14 protein-coding genes are annotated in these 16,950 nt (G+C 61.6%); 5 read left to right on the top strand and 9 right to left on the bottom strand.

What is annotated here, in order from left to right; genetic code table 11:
- Positions 1-103 precede the first annotated feature (103 nt).
- Positions 104-2,878, top strand: coding sequence for an ankyrin repeat domain-containing protein (locus K0F86_RS11905; RefSeq protein WP_219134585.1), 2,775 nt, complete (start codon positions 104-106; stop codon positions 2,876-2,878).
- 27 nt (positions 2,879-2,905) lie between these two features.
- Here the strand turns inward: K0F86_RS11905 and glpK are convergent, their stop codons facing one another.
- The 8 genes from glpK to glpD form a co-directional block, all read right to left on the bottom strand.
- On the bottom strand, positions 2,906-4,399 hold the full coding sequence (gene glpK, locus K0F86_RS11900) for a glycerol kinase GlpK (protein ID WP_219134584.1): 1,494 nt from the start codon (positions 4,397-4,399) through the stop codon (positions 2,906-2,908).
- A gap of 76 nt (positions 4,400-4,475) precedes the next feature.
- Complete coding sequence (locus tag K0F86_RS11895) at positions 4,476-6,203, bottom strand: ABC transporter substrate-binding protein (RefSeq protein WP_071076569.1); 1,728 nt, start codon at positions 6,201-6,203, stop codon at positions 4,476-4,478.
- Positions 6,204-6,273: 70 nt separating this feature from the next.
- Positions 6,274-6,549 (bottom strand): DUF2160 domain-containing protein, encoded by a 276-nt coding sequence (locus K0F86_RS11890; RefSeq protein ID WP_219134716.1) that lies wholly within the window; start codon positions 6,547-6,549, stop codon positions 6,274-6,276.
- 31 nt (positions 6,550-6,580) lie between these two features.
- Positions 6,581-7,387, bottom strand: coding sequence for a carbohydrate ABC transporter permease (locus tag K0F86_RS11885; protein ID WP_374197281.1), 807 nt, complete (start codon positions 7,385-7,387; stop codon positions 6,581-6,583).
- On the bottom strand, positions 7,384-8,268 hold the full coding sequence (locus tag K0F86_RS11880; protein ID WP_034754965.1) for a carbohydrate ABC transporter permease: 885 nt from the start codon (positions 8,266-8,268) through the stop codon (positions 7,384-7,386). The genes K0F86_RS11885 and K0F86_RS11880 overlap by 4 nt, the downstream gene beginning before the upstream one ends.
- A complete protein-coding gene (locus K0F86_RS11875) occupies positions 8,268-9,359 on the bottom strand; it encodes an ABC transporter ATP-binding protein (RefSeq protein ID WP_219134583.1) in 1,092 nt (363 codons plus the stop codon). The genes K0F86_RS11880 and K0F86_RS11875 overlap by 1 nt, the downstream gene beginning before the upstream one ends.
- A gap of 1 nt (position 9,360) precedes the next feature.
- Complete coding sequence (locus K0F86_RS11870; RefSeq protein WP_219134582.1) at positions 9,361-10,455, bottom strand: ABC transporter ATP-binding protein; 1,095 nt, start codon at positions 10,453-10,455, stop codon at positions 9,361-9,363.
- Positions 10,456-10,528: 73 nt separating this feature from the next.
- Complete coding sequence (gene glpD, locus K0F86_RS11865) at positions 10,529-12,100, bottom strand: glycerol-3-phosphate dehydrogenase (RefSeq protein ID WP_374197280.1); 1,572 nt, start codon at positions 12,098-12,100, stop codon at positions 10,529-10,531.
- Positions 12,101-12,294: 194 nt separating this feature from the next.
- On the opposite strand from glpD, the gene K0F86_RS11860 reads away from it, so the two are divergent.
- Positions 12,295-13,056 carry a DeoR/GlpR family DNA-binding transcription regulator gene (locus tag K0F86_RS11860; protein WP_219134581.1) on the top strand — a complete coding sequence of 254 codons (762 nt, stop codon included), beginning with the start codon at positions 12,295-12,297 and terminating at the stop codon, positions 13,054-13,056.
- A 61-nt stretch (positions 13,057-13,117) separates the two neighbouring features.
- On the opposite strand, the gene K0F86_RS11855 is transcribed toward K0F86_RS11860, so the two are convergent.
- Positions 13,118-14,122, bottom strand: a complete 1,005-nt coding sequence (locus K0F86_RS11855; protein ID WP_219134580.1) for an NAD(P)-dependent alcohol dehydrogenase — start codon at positions 14,120-14,122, stop codon at positions 13,118-13,120.
- A gap of 122 nt (positions 14,123-14,244) precedes the next feature.
- Between K0F86_RS11855 and K0F86_RS11850 the strand changes: the two genes are divergently transcribed.
- The 3 genes from K0F86_RS11850 to K0F86_RS11840 all read left to right on the top strand — a co-directional run bounded on the left by K0F86_RS11850 (position 14,245) and on the right by K0F86_RS11840 (position 16,948).
- Positions 14,245-15,126 (top strand): LysR family transcriptional regulator, encoded by an 882-nt coding sequence (locus tag K0F86_RS11850; RefSeq protein ID WP_219134579.1) that lies wholly within the window; start codon positions 14,245-14,247, stop codon positions 15,124-15,126.
- Between the two features lie 321 nt (positions 15,127-15,447).
- Entirely contained in the window at positions 15,448-15,951 is a 504-nt protein-coding gene (locus K0F86_RS11845) for a MarR family winged helix-turn-helix transcriptional regulator (protein WP_219134578.1), read from the top strand.
- Between the two features lie 79 nt (positions 15,952-16,030).
- Positions 16,031-16,948: a pyridoxal-phosphate dependent enzyme gene (locus K0F86_RS11840; RefSeq protein WP_219134577.1), complete on the top strand. Its 918-nt coding sequence runs from the start codon at positions 16,031-16,033 to the stop codon at positions 16,946-16,948.
- The last annotated feature ends 2 nt before the right edge of the window (positions 16,949-16,950 follow it).

Below are 16,950 nucleotides of genomic sequence, written 5' to 3'. Positions count from 1 at the left end.
CAAGAAATTACTAAAAGGCTACGAAAAACCCCGGCCCCTCCCCCTCAATATTTGACATTTTCCGCAAATATCCATGGAGATGGGGAGGGGACGAGAAGTTTCCGTGACACCGGCACAAGCGACGTGGGAACATTGTTGCAATCAAACCAATGAAAGCGAAAAAACAATGGCAACCATTCCTACCTTTGACGCGCTGTTACTTGAAATCCATCAAAGCCTTGATTTAATTCCCTATTCAAGCAAGGCCAAGGACAAATTCGCCAATCTCGGCATGCGTAACAAAAACCATCAGGAGATGGCGGCTGACATATGCAGCGCCATCTTTAATAGCCTGGATATGGATGCGGCAGCTTGCCGTGATGCGGTCCGGGGAATGAGAGAATGGGAGGGAGACCACAAGGCTGTTGAACTCAACACATCGACAGCGAATGCAGACCAGCGTCAGGTGGTATGGCATCTTCTAGGATACTGCTATGTTCCAAACCTGGCTCGCAGAATCGCGTTCTGGAATCTCGACGGCGCGTTCGACAAAGGAATGCCGGGCGGAGCATTCTGGTTCTTGCCTCACGTCAATGTCACCACGGGGACAATGGAGCTGCCTGTGCCGCACGTTGTTGACTGGCTCATCGACCTGCTGGACTGCTCCATCGGCAAGGCAGGCGTCGGGACAGAATCGCCTGATGACGGAAATACCGACAGGGACTCCATCGTCAGGAACTTATACAACTGGAAAAACGCATCTATCCCGCGCGTCACGTCGATCAATGAATACTTCTCTGACGACGCCAACCTGGTGTTCAAAGGCGTATTTGAACTTGCAGAAGACCTTGCTGAGCAAGTCAAATTTGAAGCTGCCCTCGCCTTCGTTCAATCCAGGAATTTATCTGCGAACGACCTTCGCGATCAGATTCCGATGACGCAGCCCGGGCGGCTTGAAGCTATCATGGATGAATCCGCCAGCGACGACGAGAAGCTGGTTTTCGTACAGGCACTGTTGACACGTTATGCAAAACCAGGCATGGCCATGATCCGGCAACGATTGCGGGTCGCCCGCATGGTGCAGGATGGATACATCAGATTGCTGAAGTTCCTCTGTCCGGGCGTACAGGCAACTTGTACAGACCCGTCTCAAAACAAGCTGCTGCAATTGGCGGGCATCTTCGGCACCATCTACAACCTGACCGTTGATGCCTGGAAAAACTCCGACACCCAGGATGAGGAAGACATCCTGTTCGAGTCGCGGCTGCCCCCCTGGGACAAGGCGGATATCTTTCTGTCGATCTTGCCTTCCATTAAAAACGGGGGGCATCTCCCCGTGGCCGACCTGCTGACGCGCCGGTTCGCGAAACTCGCTGAAGGCGATGCTCTGGAAGACCTCGTAGCGCTCGACATGCACACTGCCACAACCCTTATCGCAAGCAAATGCCGGCGATTGAAGGAAGAACATGAAGAAAACATCCGATTACAGTCCTTGCTGGAGCGAGTCCGTACCGCCTCACCTTGGCGGACGCTCCAGGGTGAAGCCTGCTATGCCGTCGTCAGCCATGTTGCAAAATCGACTTCCTTACCCTTGAAAACCAGGCTGCTGGCGATTCAACGGTTGCGGGAATTGGCTGCAACGCCTGCCGAAATGGTGGGCGCCAGCATCCTGGAACTGGCCGAGCTTTTGAATTGCCGCCACACGAACAGGTCAAACGATGTCCAGCACAGGGTGGAAGCGCTCCTTGCAGAAGCCGAAGCCAGCGCTGGCCATGCGACATGGAAAGCGCCCTTGCTGCAGTACCGCGCCAAACACCTGCTGGCGCAAAATGCGTTCGACGACGCGGCAAAGCTGATGCGGGCCGCCCTCGACGCCTGCGACGACGGAAATTTTGGCACTCTGCGCGGTGAAATCGCCAAGGATGCGTTTGCCATCGAAGTTGCCAATCTGGGCTTGATTCCTAACAATCATGAAAAATACCATCGCAATATGCTCGCCTATGGCATGTTTCAGCACCAGGTGACATCACTGGAAGACACCGCCATATGTGTTTCCGACTACTTCTGGGACGAACTCTACAAACCCTACCCGTGCATAGAGAGCGCTCAGCCATTAGCAAAAGAACAGGCCCAAACATTCATCCAGGAAGCTCTGCCTATCATCATCGAAGGCAAATGGGATGCCTTGAAGCAGTGGATGAAACGCAATGCCAAAACGCTCAGACAAGGCACTATCCGTGAGGTGCGCAGCAACACCGTGCTCATGGCGTGGCTGAAGATGCAGGATAAATTTGCAAGAAAGCTGCCCATACTGCGTGCCGCGGTCTCTTCCGACCTGCAAGGCGAAGTAAGCAAGGTGGAAAAGTTCGTGGCCCATTGGCATTATGCCATTCATCTGTTGGCTGAAGCATGGCCCAAACAGGTTAACATGGCAGACTTCAAAGGACAGACGCCCTTGATGATGGCGGCCGATGCAAGTGATGCGCAACTGATTCTGCTGTTCCTGACTGCTGGTGCCGATATCAATGCCCAAGACTACCTGGGCCGCACCGCCTTGCATGCTGCGGCTACTGCCCGGTCAAAACACTGTGTTTCCATGCTATTGACACATCAGGCGGACACGTCCAAGGGCACTTACGAAGAGGGAAACACCGCGCTCCATACGGCCGTGCACATGGGATATGCCGACATCGTATTCCTTTTGATCGAACATCAAGCACACCTCGTAGCAAAGGAAAACTCTTTTCACCAGACACCGTTGGAATTGGCAAAAAAAATCCTGATTGACTTGCCAGGCTTCCGGAATATGATGGCAACACACTATCGGCGCAGCATTGGATCAAAACAGGACTTCGATCAGATTATTGCAATGCTGACAGACGCTGCACGCGATGATTAACTCGGCGAAAGGAAAAATGCCCGTTAGTCATTCGCTCCAGTCGCGCGAGCGCTCCACCGCGCGCTGCCATTTATGCAGCCGCGTCAGGCGTTCGTCGGCCGCCATGGCCGGTTCGAAACGGCGTCCCACCTGCCACTGGGCGGCGATTTCTTCCTGCGATGCCCAGAAACCCACGGCCAGGCCCGCCAGGTAGGCGGCGCCCAGGGCCGTCGTTTCCGTCACCACGGGGCGCACCACGGGCACGTTCAGAATATCGGCCTGGAACTGCATCAGCATGTCGTTGCGCGCCGCGCCGCCGTCGACGCGCAATTCGGATAGCGCGATGCCCGCGTCATCCTGCATGGCGGACAACACGTCCACGTTCTGGTAGGCCACGCCTTCCAATGCCGCGCGCGCGATGTGCGCCTTGCCCGTGCCGCGCGTGATGCCGATCAGGGTGCCGCGCGCATACGGGTCCCAATACGGCGCGCCGAGGCCGGCGAACGCGGGCACGAAGACCAGGCCGCCCGAATCGGGCACACTGGTGGCCAGCGCTTCCACTTCGGACGAGTCGCGGATGATGCCCAGCCCATCGCGCATCCACTGCACGGCCGCGCCCGCGATGAAGGCGCTGCCTTCGAGCAAATAATCGGTTTGCTTGGCATCCGCACCCAGGCTCCAGCCCACCGTCGTCAACAGCCGGTTTTTCGATGGCAAGGGGCGCTTGCCCACGTTCATCAGCATGAAGCAGCCCGTGCCGTAGGTATTTTTCGCCATGCCCGGCTTCAGACACACCTGGCCAAAGGTGGCCGCCTGCTGGTCGCCCGCGATGCCGGCGATCGGCACGGACACGCCCAGCAAGTCCACGCGCGTGTGCGCGGCCACGCCGCTCGATGGCACGACGTCGGGCAACAGGGAAGCGGGAATGTCCAGCAGCGCCAGCAGATCCGTGTCCCACTGCAGGGTGTGGATATTGAACAGCATGGTGCGCGCCGCGTTGCTCGTGTCCGTCAAGTGGGCGCCGCTCATCTTGTAGATCAGCCAGCTGTCGATGGTGCCGAAGGCCAGCTCGCCCCGCTCGGCGCGCGCGCGGGCACCGGGCACGTTGTCGAGCAGCCATTTCAACTTGGTGGCGGAAAAATAGGCGTCCAGCACGAGACCCGTCTTTTGCTGGATGAGGTCCGCCTTGCCCTGCTCGACCAGTTGCTCGCAATAGGCGGCATTTCTCCGGTCTTGCCAGACGATGGCGTTGGCGACGGGCTCGCCCGTGGCGCGGTCCCACAGCACCGTCGTTTCGCGCTGGTTGGTCACGCCGATGGCGGCCACGTCCGAAACCGAAACACCGCTGTCGCGCAGCACCTGCTGCAGCACGCCCTCTTGCGAAGCCCAGATTTCGTTCGCGTCATGCTCGACCCAGCCCGGCTGGGGGAAAATCTGGCGAAATTCGCGCTGCGCGCTGGCGTGCGGCCGGCCCGCATGGTCGAACAGGATGGCGCGCGAACTGGTGGTGCCCTGGTCTACAGCAAGTATGTATTTGTTCATTGTCTGGTAATACAAAAACGGGTAAAAACGGGCACGGAACGGATGCACTCCGTGCCCTCAGGACAGCGCAAGCAGTTTACCTTACCTTGCCTTCTTTCCAAGCCTGCAATAATTTATCGTAGGCAATCGTTTCACCCTTCGGCTTTTCATTCGCCAGCTTTTTCCATGGAGCATGCTGGTCCGACAAGTACTGATTCGGATCGCCCTTGGCATTGAGCTTGGGCGCGCACGCCTTCATGCCGGCCCGCTGCAGGCGCGCCATGACCTGGTCCATTTCCTCGGCCAGGTTATCCATGGCGGCTTGCGGCGTTTTTTCCGCCGTGATGGCCGTGGCCACGTTCTTCCACCACAGCTGCGCCAGCTTCGGATAGTCGGGCACGTTGTTGCCCGTCGGCGTCCACGCCACGCGGGCTGGGCTGCGGTAGAACTCGATCAAGCCGCCGTATTCGTTCGCGTGCTTCGTGAAATAATCGTGGCGGATGTCGGAATCGCGGATGAAGGTCAGGCCGACGATGGATTTCTTCAGCGACACGGTTTTCGAGGTGACGAATTGCGCGTACAGCCAGGCGGCGGCCTTGCGGTCGTCCGGCGTGGACTTGAACAGGAACCAGGAACCCACGTCCTGGTAGCCGTTCTGCATGCCCTCTTTCCAGTACGGGCCGTGCGGCGACGGCGCCATGCGCCATTTCGGCGTGCCGTCCTTGTTGACCACTGGCAAGCCCGGCTTCGTCATGCCGGCCGTAAATGCCGTGTACCAGAAGATTTGCTGGGCGATTTCTCCCTGCGCCGGCACCGGGCCCGCTTCCGAGAAATTCATGCCGTTCGCCTGCGGCGGCGCGTACTTCTTCATCCAGTCGATGTATTTCGTCAGCGCATACACGGCCGCCGGGGAATTGGTGGCGCCGCCGCGTGAAACGGACGCGCCCACGGGCGTGCACTTGTCGGCTGCCACCTTGATACCCCACTCGTCGACGGGCAAGCCATTCGGGATGCCCTTGTCGGCCGCGCCGGCCATCGACAGCCAGGCATCGGTGAAGCGCCAGCCCAGCGATGGATCTTTCTTGCCGTAATCCATGTGGCCATAGACTTTCTTGCCATCCAGTTCCTTCACGTCATTCGTGAAGAAATCGGCGATATCTTCATACGCGGACCAGTTTTGCGGCACGCCCAGCTCGTAGCCATACTTGGCCTTGAACTTGGCTTGCAAATCCTTGCGCGCGAACCAGTCGGCGCGGAACCAGTACAGGTTGGCGAATTGCTGGTCGGGCAGCTGGTACACCTTGCCATCAGGCGCCGTGGTAAAGCTGATGCCGATGAAATCTTTTAAATCGAGACCGGGATTGGTGAATTCCTTGCCCTTGGCGGCCATGTAGTCGGACAGCGGTTCCACGGCGCCATAGCGGTAATGGGTGCCGATCAGGTCGGAATCGGAAATCCAGCCGTCATAGATGCTCTTGCCGGACTGCATGGAGGTTTGCAGCTTTTCCACCACGTCGCCTTCCTGGATGATGTCGTGGCGCACCTTGATGCCCGTGATTTCCTCGAACGCCTTGGCCAGGGTCTTCGATTCGTAGACGTGGGTGTCGATGGTTTCCGAGACCACGGAAATTTCCTTGATGCCCTTGGCTTTCAGCTTGGCCGCCGCATCGATGAACCATTTCATTTCAGCCAGTTGCTGCTGCTTGCTCAGGCTCGATGGCTGGAATTCCTTGTCGATCCAGGTTTGCGCCTGTTTGGCGTCGGCCAGGGCCGCATTCGACACGAGCATGGCCACCGCCGCGAAGACCGTGAACTTCAATTTCATCGTGAATCTCCTTATCGTTTTTACCGGCCGCCTGCTGGCGGCACGGCCTCCATCAACACCGGCAAGCCGGTCATCCCCAACGCATTACAATTAGCAGTAAAACAAAACTGATCGCTGCCCCGATCGCCTGCTGCATTTCCGTGAACCCCGCCCAGGCCAGGTTGACATACGCCGCCGTGAGCAAGCCGATGAACAGGCGGTCGCCGCGCGTGGTGGGCATAGGCAGGAAGCCCTTGCGCGCTATGCTGGGCGAGCGGATTTGCCACACCGTCATGCCAGCGAGCATCAAGCCGATGCAAATGAAAAAAATGGCCACTTCCGGCGTCCACGCCATCCAGCCGAACAGGCTCGCTGTGCTATCGGTATTGTTTTCCATGTCAGACCCTCCCCATCGCGAAACCCTTGGCGATGTAATGCCGCACGAACCAGATCACCAGCGCGCCGGGCACGATGGTCAGCACGCCCGCCGCCGCCAGCACGCCCCAGTCCATGCCGGCCGCCGACACCGTGCGCGTCATGGTGGCGGCGATGGGCTTGGCGTTGACGGACGTCAAGGTGCGCGCCAGCAGCAATTCCACCCAGCTGAACATGAAACAGAAGAAGGCCGTCACGCCCACGCCCGACTTGATCATCGGCAAGAAGATGCGGAGGAAGAAGCGGGGAAAGCTGTAGCCGTCGATATACGCCGTCTCGTCGATTTCCTTCGGCACGCCGGACATGAAACCTTCCAAAATCCACACGGCCAGCGGCACGTTGAAGACCATGTGCGCCAGCGCCACGGCCAGATGCGTATCCATCAGGCCCACCGTCGAATACAGCTGGAAGAACGGTACAAGGAAAACGGCGGGCGGCGTCATGCGGTTGGTCAAGAGCCAGAAGAATAAATGTTTATCTCCGACAAAGTTGTAGCGGGAAAAGGCATACGCGGCCGGCAAGGCCACCGTGACCGACATCACCATGTTCAGCGCCACGTAGATCATGGAATTGAGGTAGCCGCTGTACCACGATGGGTCCGTAAAGATGGTCTTGTAATTGGCGAACGTCAATTGCTGGGGCCACAGGCTCAGCACGCCGACGATTTCCTCGTTGGTCTTGAGCGACATATTGAGCATCCAGTAGATGGGCAACAATGAGCCCAGCAGGAAGACGATCAGGATGGTGGCACTGATTTTCTTGTGCATCATTTCTGGTCTCCCGTGCCGACGCGCTGCATCCACGTGTACAGCACAAAGCAGAACAGCAGGATGATGAGGAAATAGATCAGGGAGAACGCCGAGGCCGGCCCCAGGTCGAACTGGCCCACGGCCTTTTGCGTCAGGTATTGCGACAAAAAGGTAGTGGCATTGCCGGGACCGCCACCTGTCAGCACGAACGGTTCCGTGTAGATCATGAAACTGTCCATGAAGCGCAGCAAGACGGCGATCATCAGCACATTGCGCAGTTTCGGCAGCTGGATGTAGCGGAACACGGCCAGGCGCGAGGCGCCGTCGATGCGCGCCGCCTGGTAATACGCGTCGGGAATGGCGCGCAAGCCCGCATAGCACAGCAGCACCACCAGCGGCGTCCAGTGCCAGATATCCATCACCATCACCGTCAGCCACGCGTCGAGCGAGTTGCCGTTGTAATTGTAATCAAAACCCAATTGGTTCAGGGTGTAGCCCATCAGGCCGATGTCGCCGCGGCCAAAGATTTGCCAGATGGTGCCCACCACGTTCCAGGGTATCAGCAAGGGCAGCGCGATCAGCACCAGCGCCAGCGACGCCTTCCAGCCATCGGCCGGCATGCACAGGGCAATCAAAATACCCAGCGGAATCTGGATCGCCAGCACGGAGCCGGAAAACAGCAGCTGGCGCAGCAAGGCGCTGTGCAAGTCGCCGTCGAGCATGACCATGCGGAACCATTCGGTGCCGACGAATACCTTTTGCGTGGGACTCAGGATATCTTGCACGGAATAGTTCACCACGGTCATCAGGGGCAGGATGGCGGAAAAGGCCACGCACAGCAGCACGGGCAAGATCAATAGCCAGGCGCGGCGGTTGTTATCGGTTTTACCGTTATGTATCATCAGGCCACCCGCTTATCGTTGACATAGAACAAGGTGCGTTGCGGTGGAAAGCGCAGCCGCACGGCATTCCCCGCGACGGCGTCGATGGCGCGCAGCTTGGCCGCCACCGTGGCGCCACCCAGCTGGAATTCCGCCAGATAATGCGTGCCCATGTTGCGCACGGCAGTCACCGTGGCGTCCAGGCAATGTTCGCCACCCGCGCCCGCCGGCAGGCATTCGACGAATTCCGGCCGCACGCCCAGCGTGATTTTCCCTTGCGCGCCAGCCAGGGCCGCGCGGGCGGCGGCGGACACGGCCAGCGGCTGGCCCGCCACCCTCGCCCCGCCATCGTCCAGAGTGCAATCGAGCAAGTTCATGCCCGGATTACCGATGAAATAGCCGACAAACGTGTGCTCGGGTTCCTCGAACAGCGCTTGCGCGCTGCCCGTCTGCACCACTTCGCCCTGCGTCATGACGACCACCTGGTCAGCAAAGGTCAAGGCTTCCACCTGGTCGTGCGTGACGTAGATCAACGATAACTTCAGTTCGTGATGAATTTCCTTGAGTTTTCTGCGCAGCAGCCATTTCAAATGCGGGTCGATCACCGTCAGCGGTTCATCGAACAGCACGGCCGCCACGTCCGGGCGCACGAGCCCCCGTCCCAGCGAAATCTTTTGCTTGGCGTCCACGGACAAGCCGCTGGCGCGCAGCTTCAGGTCGCCCGTCAGTTCCAGCATCTGCGCCACCTGCTGCACGCGCTTTTTCACCTCGCTCTCTTTCCAGCCGCGATTGCGCAGCGGAAACGCCAGGTTGTCGTGCACGGTCATGGTGTCGTAGATGACGGGGAACTGGAACACTTGCGCGATATTGCGTGCTTCCGTGGGCAGCTGCGTCACGTCCTTGCCGTCGAACAGCACCTTGCCATGCGACGGTTTCACCAGGCCGGAGATGATATTGAGCAAGGTCGTCTTGCCGCAGCCGGACGGCCCCAGCAAGGCATACGCGCCGCCGTCATGCCACGCCATGCTCATGGGCCGCAGCGCATAGTCGGCGGGGGCCGTCGGGTTCGGTTTGTAGGCGTGGGCCAGGTCGAGCAGTTCGATGCGCGCCATGTCACATCCCTCCTTGCACAGGAGCGAACAGCAGGCCGCCATCGTCGGCGAAGATCAGCAAGGCATGCGGCTGGCAATACACGGTGCAGGCGCTGCCGATCTCCAGGTTGTGCACGCCGCCGATTTGCGCCACCAGGGCCAGTTCGCCGCGGCGCGCATGCACATAGGTTTCCGAGCCGCTGATTTCGGCCAGGTCCACCGTCGCTGCGATGGCCATGTCGCCCTCGGACTGGGGAGACAGATGCAGGCTGTGCGCGCGCACGCCGAGGATCACGTCCGTGCTGTCGCCCAGGCGGGCACGCTGCTCGCCGCTCAGATGAATCGCCAGGCCGTCCGCCGCCCGCGCCACGCCCTGCGCATCGACGCGCGCGGGGATCAGATTGATCGGTGGGTCGCTGAAGGTGCGCGCCACATCGATGGAATTGGGCGCGTTGAAGACGTCCAGGGTCGGCCCCTGCTGCAGCAGGCGTCCCTCGTGCAGCACGGCCACGTGGCCGCCCAGCTGCAGCGCTTCCAGCGGTTCCGTGGTGGCGTACACGACCGTCGTGCTGCCGCTGGAAAACAGTTCCGTCAATTCGCGGCGCAATTCCTCGCGCAGTTTGTAGTCGAGGTTCACCAAGGGCTCGTCGAGCAGCAGCAGCGAGGCATCCTTGATCAGCGCGCGCCCCAGCGCCGTGCGCTGCTGCTGGCCGCCCGACAGTTCGCCCGGCGTGCGCTGCAAATACGGCGTGATATGCAGGCGCTCGGCCAGCGCCAGCACCTTGGTACGGATCTGCTCCTCGGGCACCTTGCGCAAGCGCAAGGGCGAGGCGATATTGTCGTAGACGGTAAAAGCCGGATAGTTGATGAATTGCTGGTACACCATGGCCAGGTTGCGGCGGCTGACGGGCACGCCCGTCACGTCGACGCCATCGGCCGTGACGGTGCCCCCGCTGGGCTTGTCCAGGCCCGCCATCACGCGCATCAGGGTCGTCTTGCCGGCACGCGTGGTGCCCAGCAAGACGTTGATGGCGCCCGGCACCAGCGCCAGCGACATCGGATATAAATAATCGTCCGCCCCCTGCTTCCTGCTGATCCTGTCCAGTACCAGTTGCACGCGCGTCTCCCCAGTGATGGTTTCCTGTTCTTCGCCGCACCCTCTGCGGGGCGCGGTCGCCTACGTATTCCGCTTACGACAACAACGGGTGCTGCGACAGCCAGAAATCAAGCCGGGATGCCGTCTCGCGCGGCAGGTGCAGGCCCAGCTTGGAGCGCCGCCACAGGATGTCGGCCGCGCTGACGGCCCATTCATGGCGCCGAACATAATCGACTTCGGCGGCGTACAGGCCGGCGGCGATTGCCTCGCCCATGGCCGCCACGTCTGTCCGCCCGGCCAGCAGCACGTGGATGCGCGTGCCGTAGGCGCGCGCATAGCGCGCCACCAGCGGCGCCGGCAGCCACGCATAGTCGCGCTGCAAGCCCTGCACGAACTGGCCGAACTCGCGCACGGAGCGGTTCTGCGGCGTGCTGCCGAACACGTCGCCGCCGGGCAGGCAGGCGTTGGCCGTCCAGGCTGGCCGCGTATTGCCCAGCAAGGGCGCCAGCAAATCCAGCGCTTCCTCGGCCAGCTTGCGAAACGTGGTGATCTTGCCGCCGAAGATACTCAGCAGCGGCGCGCCTTCCCGGTCCAGCTCGAAGCGGTAATCGCGCGTGACGGCCTTGGCGTCGGCCGCCGCGTCTTCCACCAGCGGGCGCACGCCCGCATACATCCAGACCACGTCGGCAGGATTGACTGGCTTGCTGAAATAGTAACTGGAAAGCTCGCACAAGTAACGGATTTCCACGTCATCGATTTCCACCTTGCCGCTGTCACCGTGGTAGTCGAGGTCGGTGGTGCCGATCAGGGTGAAATCATGCTCATACGGAATGGCAAACACGATGCGTCCATCGGGATGCTGGAAGATGTAGGCATGATCATGCTCAAACAAGCGCTTGACGACGATATGGCTGCCTTTGATCAAACGCAAATGCCGGCCCTGTCCGCCGGGCGCCGCCTGTTGCAGGAACTCGGCCGTCCACGGCCCTGCCGCATTGACGACGCTGCGCGCGCACACGGCCAGTTCGCGCCCGTCGCCTTGCCGCAAGGTGGCCAGCCAGGAAGCGTCCGCACCCGCGCCGTCGCGCCGCAAGGCCATGCAGCGCGTCTGCGTCAGGATGGTCGCGCCCTTGTCCGACGCGTCGATGGCGTTCAGCACCACCAGGCGCGCATCGTCGACCCAGCCGTCGGAATACACGAAGCCGCGCTTGAACCGGGGTTGTAACGGCTCTCCCGCCGCGTGGCGCGTCAGGTCGATGCCGCGCGAGGCGGGCAGGATTTCGCGCTTCGCCAGCATGTCGTAGAGGAACAGGCCGGCGCGTATCAGCCAGGCCGGGCGCTGGCCCTTGGCGTGCGGCATGACGAAACGCAAGGGCCACATGATGTGCGGCGCCGAGCGCAGCAGCACTTCGCGCTCGATCAGCGCCTTGCGCACGAGGCCGAACTCATAGTATTCGAGGTAGCGCAGGCCGCCGTGTATCAGCTTGGTGGACGCGGACGAGGTGTGCGCGGCGAGGTCGTCTTTTTCGCACAGCACCACGGACAAGCCCCGGCCCGCCGCGTCGCGCGCGATGCCGGCGCCGTTGATGCCGCCGCCCACCACCAGTACGTCGCATGCCATCGCCGGCTGCGGCACTGCGTCGATTCCCTGCTGCATTGAGGCCATCGGGACTCCATCGTTATCAAGGACAAGCGACCAAGAAAGACTAGGCACACCCGGCGACTGTGGTTAAGATCAATACGGATGTCATACGAATGCAATATGGATAAGATTACGTCATAAATCGAACTCATAGCAACATGTTTTCACCCACATTTGTTCGATTTTGTTCGCTTATGCAATTTTAAAGAGACACGCCCATGAATTTGAATCCCCGCCAGCGCCGCTTGCTTGAAGTGGTGCGCCAGAAAGTCACCATGTCGGTCGAGGAGTTGGCCCAGCAACTCGACGTCACGCCGCAAACCGTGCGGCGCGACGTCAAGCAGATGGAAGAAGCGCGCCTGCTGGCCCGCTATCACGGCGGCGTGGGCTTGCCCTCGTCCGTGGAAAACATCGATTACAGCCAGCGCCAGGTCTTCAACAGCGACGCCAAGCGGCGCATCGCCGCCGCCGTGGCGGCGCAAGTGCCGCATGGCTGTTCGCTCCTGATCAATATCGGCACCACCACCGAAGAAGTGGCGCGCGCGCTGGGACAGCACACGGGCTTGCACGTGGTGACGAACAACCTGAACGTGGCCGCCATCCTGGCCGACAACGCCGCCTGCGAAGTCATCGTGGCCGGCGGCGTGGTGCGCGGACGCGACCGTGGCATCGTGGGCGAAGCCACCATCGACTTCATCCGCCAGTTCAAGGTCGACATCGGCATCATCGGCATTTCCAGCATCGACGAAGACGGCAGCCTGCGCGACTTCGATGCGCGCGAAGTGAAGGTGGCGCAAGCCATCATCGAGCAGTCGCGCGAAGTGTGGCTGGTGGCTGACCAGCATAAATTCGGCCGCAAGGCGCTGGTGCGCCTGGCCGATCTGGCGCAAATCGATATCTTGTTTACGGATGCGCCGCCGCCGGCCCGCTTTGCCCAGGTCTTGCGCGATGCCAACGTGAAAGTGCACGTGGCCACCTGACGGCGACTCTCCCACGGGCCGTGACAGGCACCATCACCGGGCAAGACCTGGCCTCCCCGGCTCAGTGCACGATGGCAAGCTTGCCGAAGTGGCGACCGCCGGCAGCCAGTTGCGCATACGCTTCGGCCGTGTCGTCGAGGCTGAACACGCGGTCGATGACGGGCACGATGCCATGCGCGGCGATGGCTTGCACCGCCTGCGCCAGGTCGGCCACGCAACCGGTGTTGTTGCCGACGATGCGCAAGGCCTTGACGATGACGGGTAGCAAGTCGATGCTGGCGGCCGTGCCGCCGACAAAGCCCACCGTGAAGACCGTGCCGCCCACCGCCGCCGCGTTGAGCGAACGCACGATGGTGGCGCCACCCACCGTCTCGACCACCAGGTCGGCGCCCCGCCCGCCGGTCAGTTTCAGCACTTCGGCGTCCCAGGCGGGCGTGGCCCGGTAGTTGATCAGGTAATCGGCGCCCAGCTGGCGCGCACGTTCCAGTTTTTCATCGCTGGACGACGCCAGGATCACCGTGGCGCCCGACGCCTTGGCGAACTGCAAGGCAAACAGGCTGACGCCGCCCGTTCCCAACAACAACACCACGGATCCGGGGCGCACTGGCGCGGAACGCACGGCATTCCAGGCCGTCGTCGCCGCGATGGGCAGCGCCGCGCCCTGGACGAAATCGAGGTGAGCCGGCAAGGCGACCAGGCTGGCGGCGGGGACGGCCACGTACTCGGCCAGCGAGCCCGGCAAGGTGACGCCGCGCATCGCGCCGACATTGTGCGGCGTGATGGCGCCGCCCTGCCATTGCGGCATGAAATGGGGGATGACGCGGTCGCCCACGGCCAGGCCGCTGACGCCGTCGCCCAGCGCCGCCACTTCGCCCGCGCCGTCGGCGACGGGGATCAGCGGAAAGGCCGCGCCGGCAAAGTTGCCCGTCGCAATGGCCACATCGAGGAAGTTCAGCGTGGCGGCGCGCAGGCGCAGCAGCACCTCGCCCCGGCCGGCCTGCGGCTCGGGCAGCTCGGTCGGGCGAAACGCGGTGAGGGAAGGAGCGGTCAGTTGTATGGCTTGCATGGTCTGTTCTCGGGCAATGTGTCAGGGTGGCCGCGCGCTGGCGGAACAAACAGCAGTGTCATTTAAAATCATTAATAGATAAACTATGGTTTGATTCAATGATTTAACACCGAGGATTGCCAATGGATTTACTCGACAGCATGAAGGTGTACGTATTGGCCGTGGAAAAAGGCAGCCTGAGCGCTGCCGCAGCCGCCTGCGGGATCTCCGCGACGATGGCCGGCAACCACCTGCGGACGCTGGAAAAACGCCTGGGCATGCAATTGCTCCAGCGCACCACCCGGCGCCAGCACCTGACCGCCTTCGGCGAGGATTACTATGCGCGCTGCAAGGAAATCCTCAGGCTGGTGGCAGAAACCGATGTCCAGGCACAAAACCTGCAACTGGCGCCCGCCGGCAAGCTGCGCATCACGGCGCCCCTCACCTTCGGCGCGGAAGCGCTGATGCCCGCCATGGCCGACTACCTGGAGCGCTATCCCGAGGTGAGCATCGATGTGGTCCTGAGCGACCGCGTGGTCGACCTGGCCGAGGAAGGCTTCGAGGCTGCCATCCGTATCGGCCAACTGCCCGATTCGTCGCTGATCGCCAGGCCGCTGGCGCCCTACCGGCTGATGATCTGCGCCTCGCCCGAGTACCTGGCGCGCAAGGGAACGCCGCGCCAGCCGGCCGACCTGAGCCAGCACGAATGCCTGTCCTTTTCGCCCGCCGCCCTGGCGCACTGGCGCCTGACGGGCCAGCAGGACGACGTCTGCAGCGTGCCCGTCTCGGGTCGCCTGCAAGTCAACCACGGCCAGGCGCTGCGCGTTGCCGCATTGCATGGCATGGGCATCGTGCTGCAAGCGGCCGTTCTGCTGGAAACGGACGTGCTGGCGGGCCGCCTGGTCCAGCTGTTTCCCACGCATGCATTGCCCAGCCGGCCGTTAAGCGTGGTCTACTTGCCGGACCGCTACCGCTCGCCCAAGTTGCGCAGTTTCGTCGATTTTCTGGTGGAACGGTTCAGCTGAATGGCAGCAGTAACAAGCCGCTGTCATTCGACATCGATTGCAGATGAAATATTTATCAATTCGGCAAAAAAGCTGTTACCATTGATGCAACATGAGTTATTTTTTTAATCTTCCTCTCCGGCAATACGATTACCCGCTTGATATTGCTTTTTATCTATCCAGAGCAAGGAAATGAGGAAAAACTCTTTGCCGCTCAGTGATTTCCTGTGAAAACAGTGTTAAAACTACCTCAAGCACGATGATTATTCCCCAACAAACCACTCGACAGCAAGCGCCAAGGCCCTAACCATGCCGACAACGCCGCCCAGTGAAGGAAAAGAAATGAGCCATAATTTTGAAACGGCCGGCATGCCGCAAACCGCCCATCCCAATCGCGTTCCCGTCAGCGAGCTGGAAGCCCATCTCGGCTACTGGCTGCGTTTCGTCTCCAACCACGTTTCCCACAGCTTCCAGAAAAAAGCGGAAGCCAATGGCGTGACGGTGTCCGAATGGGTGGTGCTGCGCGAAATGTTCCGCCTGGGCTGCACCTCGCCCACGGTGCTGGCGCAAGTGTCCGGCATGAGCAAGGGCGCCGTGTCGAAGCTGATCGACCGCCTGGAAAGCAAGGGCATGGTCAGCAAGTCCATCCTGCTGGCCGACCGCCGCCAGCATTCGATCGAACTGACCACGGAAGGCGAAGCGCTGGTGCCCGTGCTGGCCGAGATGGCCGACCAGAATGACGAGGAATTCTTCGGCAAGCTGCCACGCCAGCTGCGCGACGACCTGCTCGAGGCAATGAAGGAAGTGGCGCGCACGCATCAGCTCAAGAGCGCGCCCCTGAATTAAGGCCGCTTGCGGCAACGGTGGCATGGTGGCACGGGCGCTTCGGCTATGATGCTGGCCTGACCGTTTACCAGGAACACGCATGGCCCTGCACATCGAAACCCCTCTGCTCAACTCGCGCGCCCTGAGCCTGCACAGCGAACGCGCCATCTGGCTCAAGCTCGAAGCCTTGCAGCCGCCCGGCTCCTTCAAGATCCGCGGCATCGGCCTCGCCTGCGAAGAATACGCGCGGCGCGGCGCCAGCCGTTTCATCTCTTCTTCCGGCGGCAATGCCGGCATCGCCGTCGCCTATGCGGGACGCCAGCTGGGCATTCCCGTCATCGTCGTGGTGCCGGAAACGACCAGCGCGCGGGCCAGGGCCCTGATCGCCCAGGAAGGCGCCGAAGTCATCGTGCACGGCGCCGCCTGGCAAGAAGCGAATGCGCTGGCGCAATCCATGCTCACGCCGCAAGACGCCTTTTTGCATCCGTTCGACGACCCGCTGCTGTGGCAGGGCCACGCGGGCATGATCGATGAAGTGGCCAGCGCTGGCCTGAAACCGGACGCGGTGGTGCTGTCGGTGGGCGGCGGCGGCCTGCTGGCCGGCGTGGCCGAAGGCTTGCAGCGCAACGGCTGGGACGACGTGGCCCTGGTGGCTGTGGAAACCGAAGGCGCGGCCTCGCTGGCCGCCGCCGTGGCCGCGCGCGACCACGTGGCCCTGCCCGCCGTGAGCAGCATCGCCACTTCGCTGGCCGCGCGCCAGGTGTGCGCGCAAGCCTACGCCATCAGCCAGACGCGCCTGCTGCACAGCGTGGTAGTGTCGGACAAGGCCGCCGTCGATGCCTGCCAGCGCTTCATTGGCGACCAGCGCCTGGTGGTGGAGCCGGCCTGCGGCGCGGCGCTGGCTGCCGTCTATGGCAAGGTGCCGGAACTGGCGCCCTACCGCAATGTGCTCGTCATCGTCTGCGGCGGCGTCACGGCCACCACGCAGCAGCTCGACCACTGGACTGCCACTCTGTAATA

Origin of the sequence: Janthinobacterium sp. UMAB-60, from assembly GCF_900095235.1 — a bacterium.
GTDB lineage: Bacteria > Pseudomonadota > Gammaproteobacteria > Burkholderiales > Burkholderiaceae_D > Janthinobacterium.
The sequence above is the reverse complement of the archived record's forward strand: the minus strand, read 5'-3'. Positions and strand labels throughout refer to the sequence as shown.

Bases quoted from the DNA above. Each gene is read 5' to 3' on its own strand.
- K0F86_RS11880 (WP_034754965.1), bottom strand. From the start codon at position 8,268: ATGATACATAACGGTAAAACCGATAACAACCGCCGCGCCTGGCTATTG.
- K0F86_RS11840 (WP_219134577.1), top strand. From the start codon at position 16,031: ATGGCCCTGCACATCGAAACCCCTCTGCTCAACTCGCGCGCCCTGAGC.
- K0F86_RS11895 (WP_071076569.1), bottom strand. From the start codon at position 6,203: ATGAAATTGAAGTTCACGGTCTTCGCGGCGGTGGCCATGCTCGTGTCG.
- K0F86_RS11885 (WP_374197281.1), bottom strand. From the start codon at position 7,387: ATGATGCACAAGAAAATCAGTGCCACCATCCTGATCGTCTTCCTGCTG.
- K0F86_RS11855 (WP_219134580.1), bottom strand. From the start codon at position 14,122: ATGCAAGCCATACAACTGACCGCTCCTTCCCTCACCGCGTTTCGCCCG.
- glpK (WP_219134584.1), bottom strand. From the start codon at position 4,399: ATGAACAAATACATACTTGCTGTAGACCAGGGCACCACCAGTTCGCGC.
- K0F86_RS11875 (WP_219134583.1), bottom strand. From the start codon at position 9,359: ATGGCGCGCATCGAACTGCTCGACCTGGCCCACGCCTACAAACCGAAC.
- K0F86_RS11860 (WP_219134581.1), top strand. From the start codon at position 12,295: ATGAATTTGAATCCCCGCCAGCGCCGCTTGCTTGAAGTGGTGCGCCAG.
- K0F86_RS11850 (WP_219134579.1), top strand. From the start codon at position 14,245: ATGGATTTACTCGACAGCATGAAGGTGTACGTATTGGCCGTGGAAAAA.
- glpD (WP_374197280.1), bottom strand. From the start codon at position 12,100: ATGGCCTCAATGCAGCAGGGAATCGACGCAGTGCCGCAGCCGGCGATG.
- K0F86_RS11845 (WP_219134578.1), top strand. From the start codon at position 15,448: ATGAGCCATAATTTTGAAACGGCCGGCATGCCGCAAACCGCCCATCCC.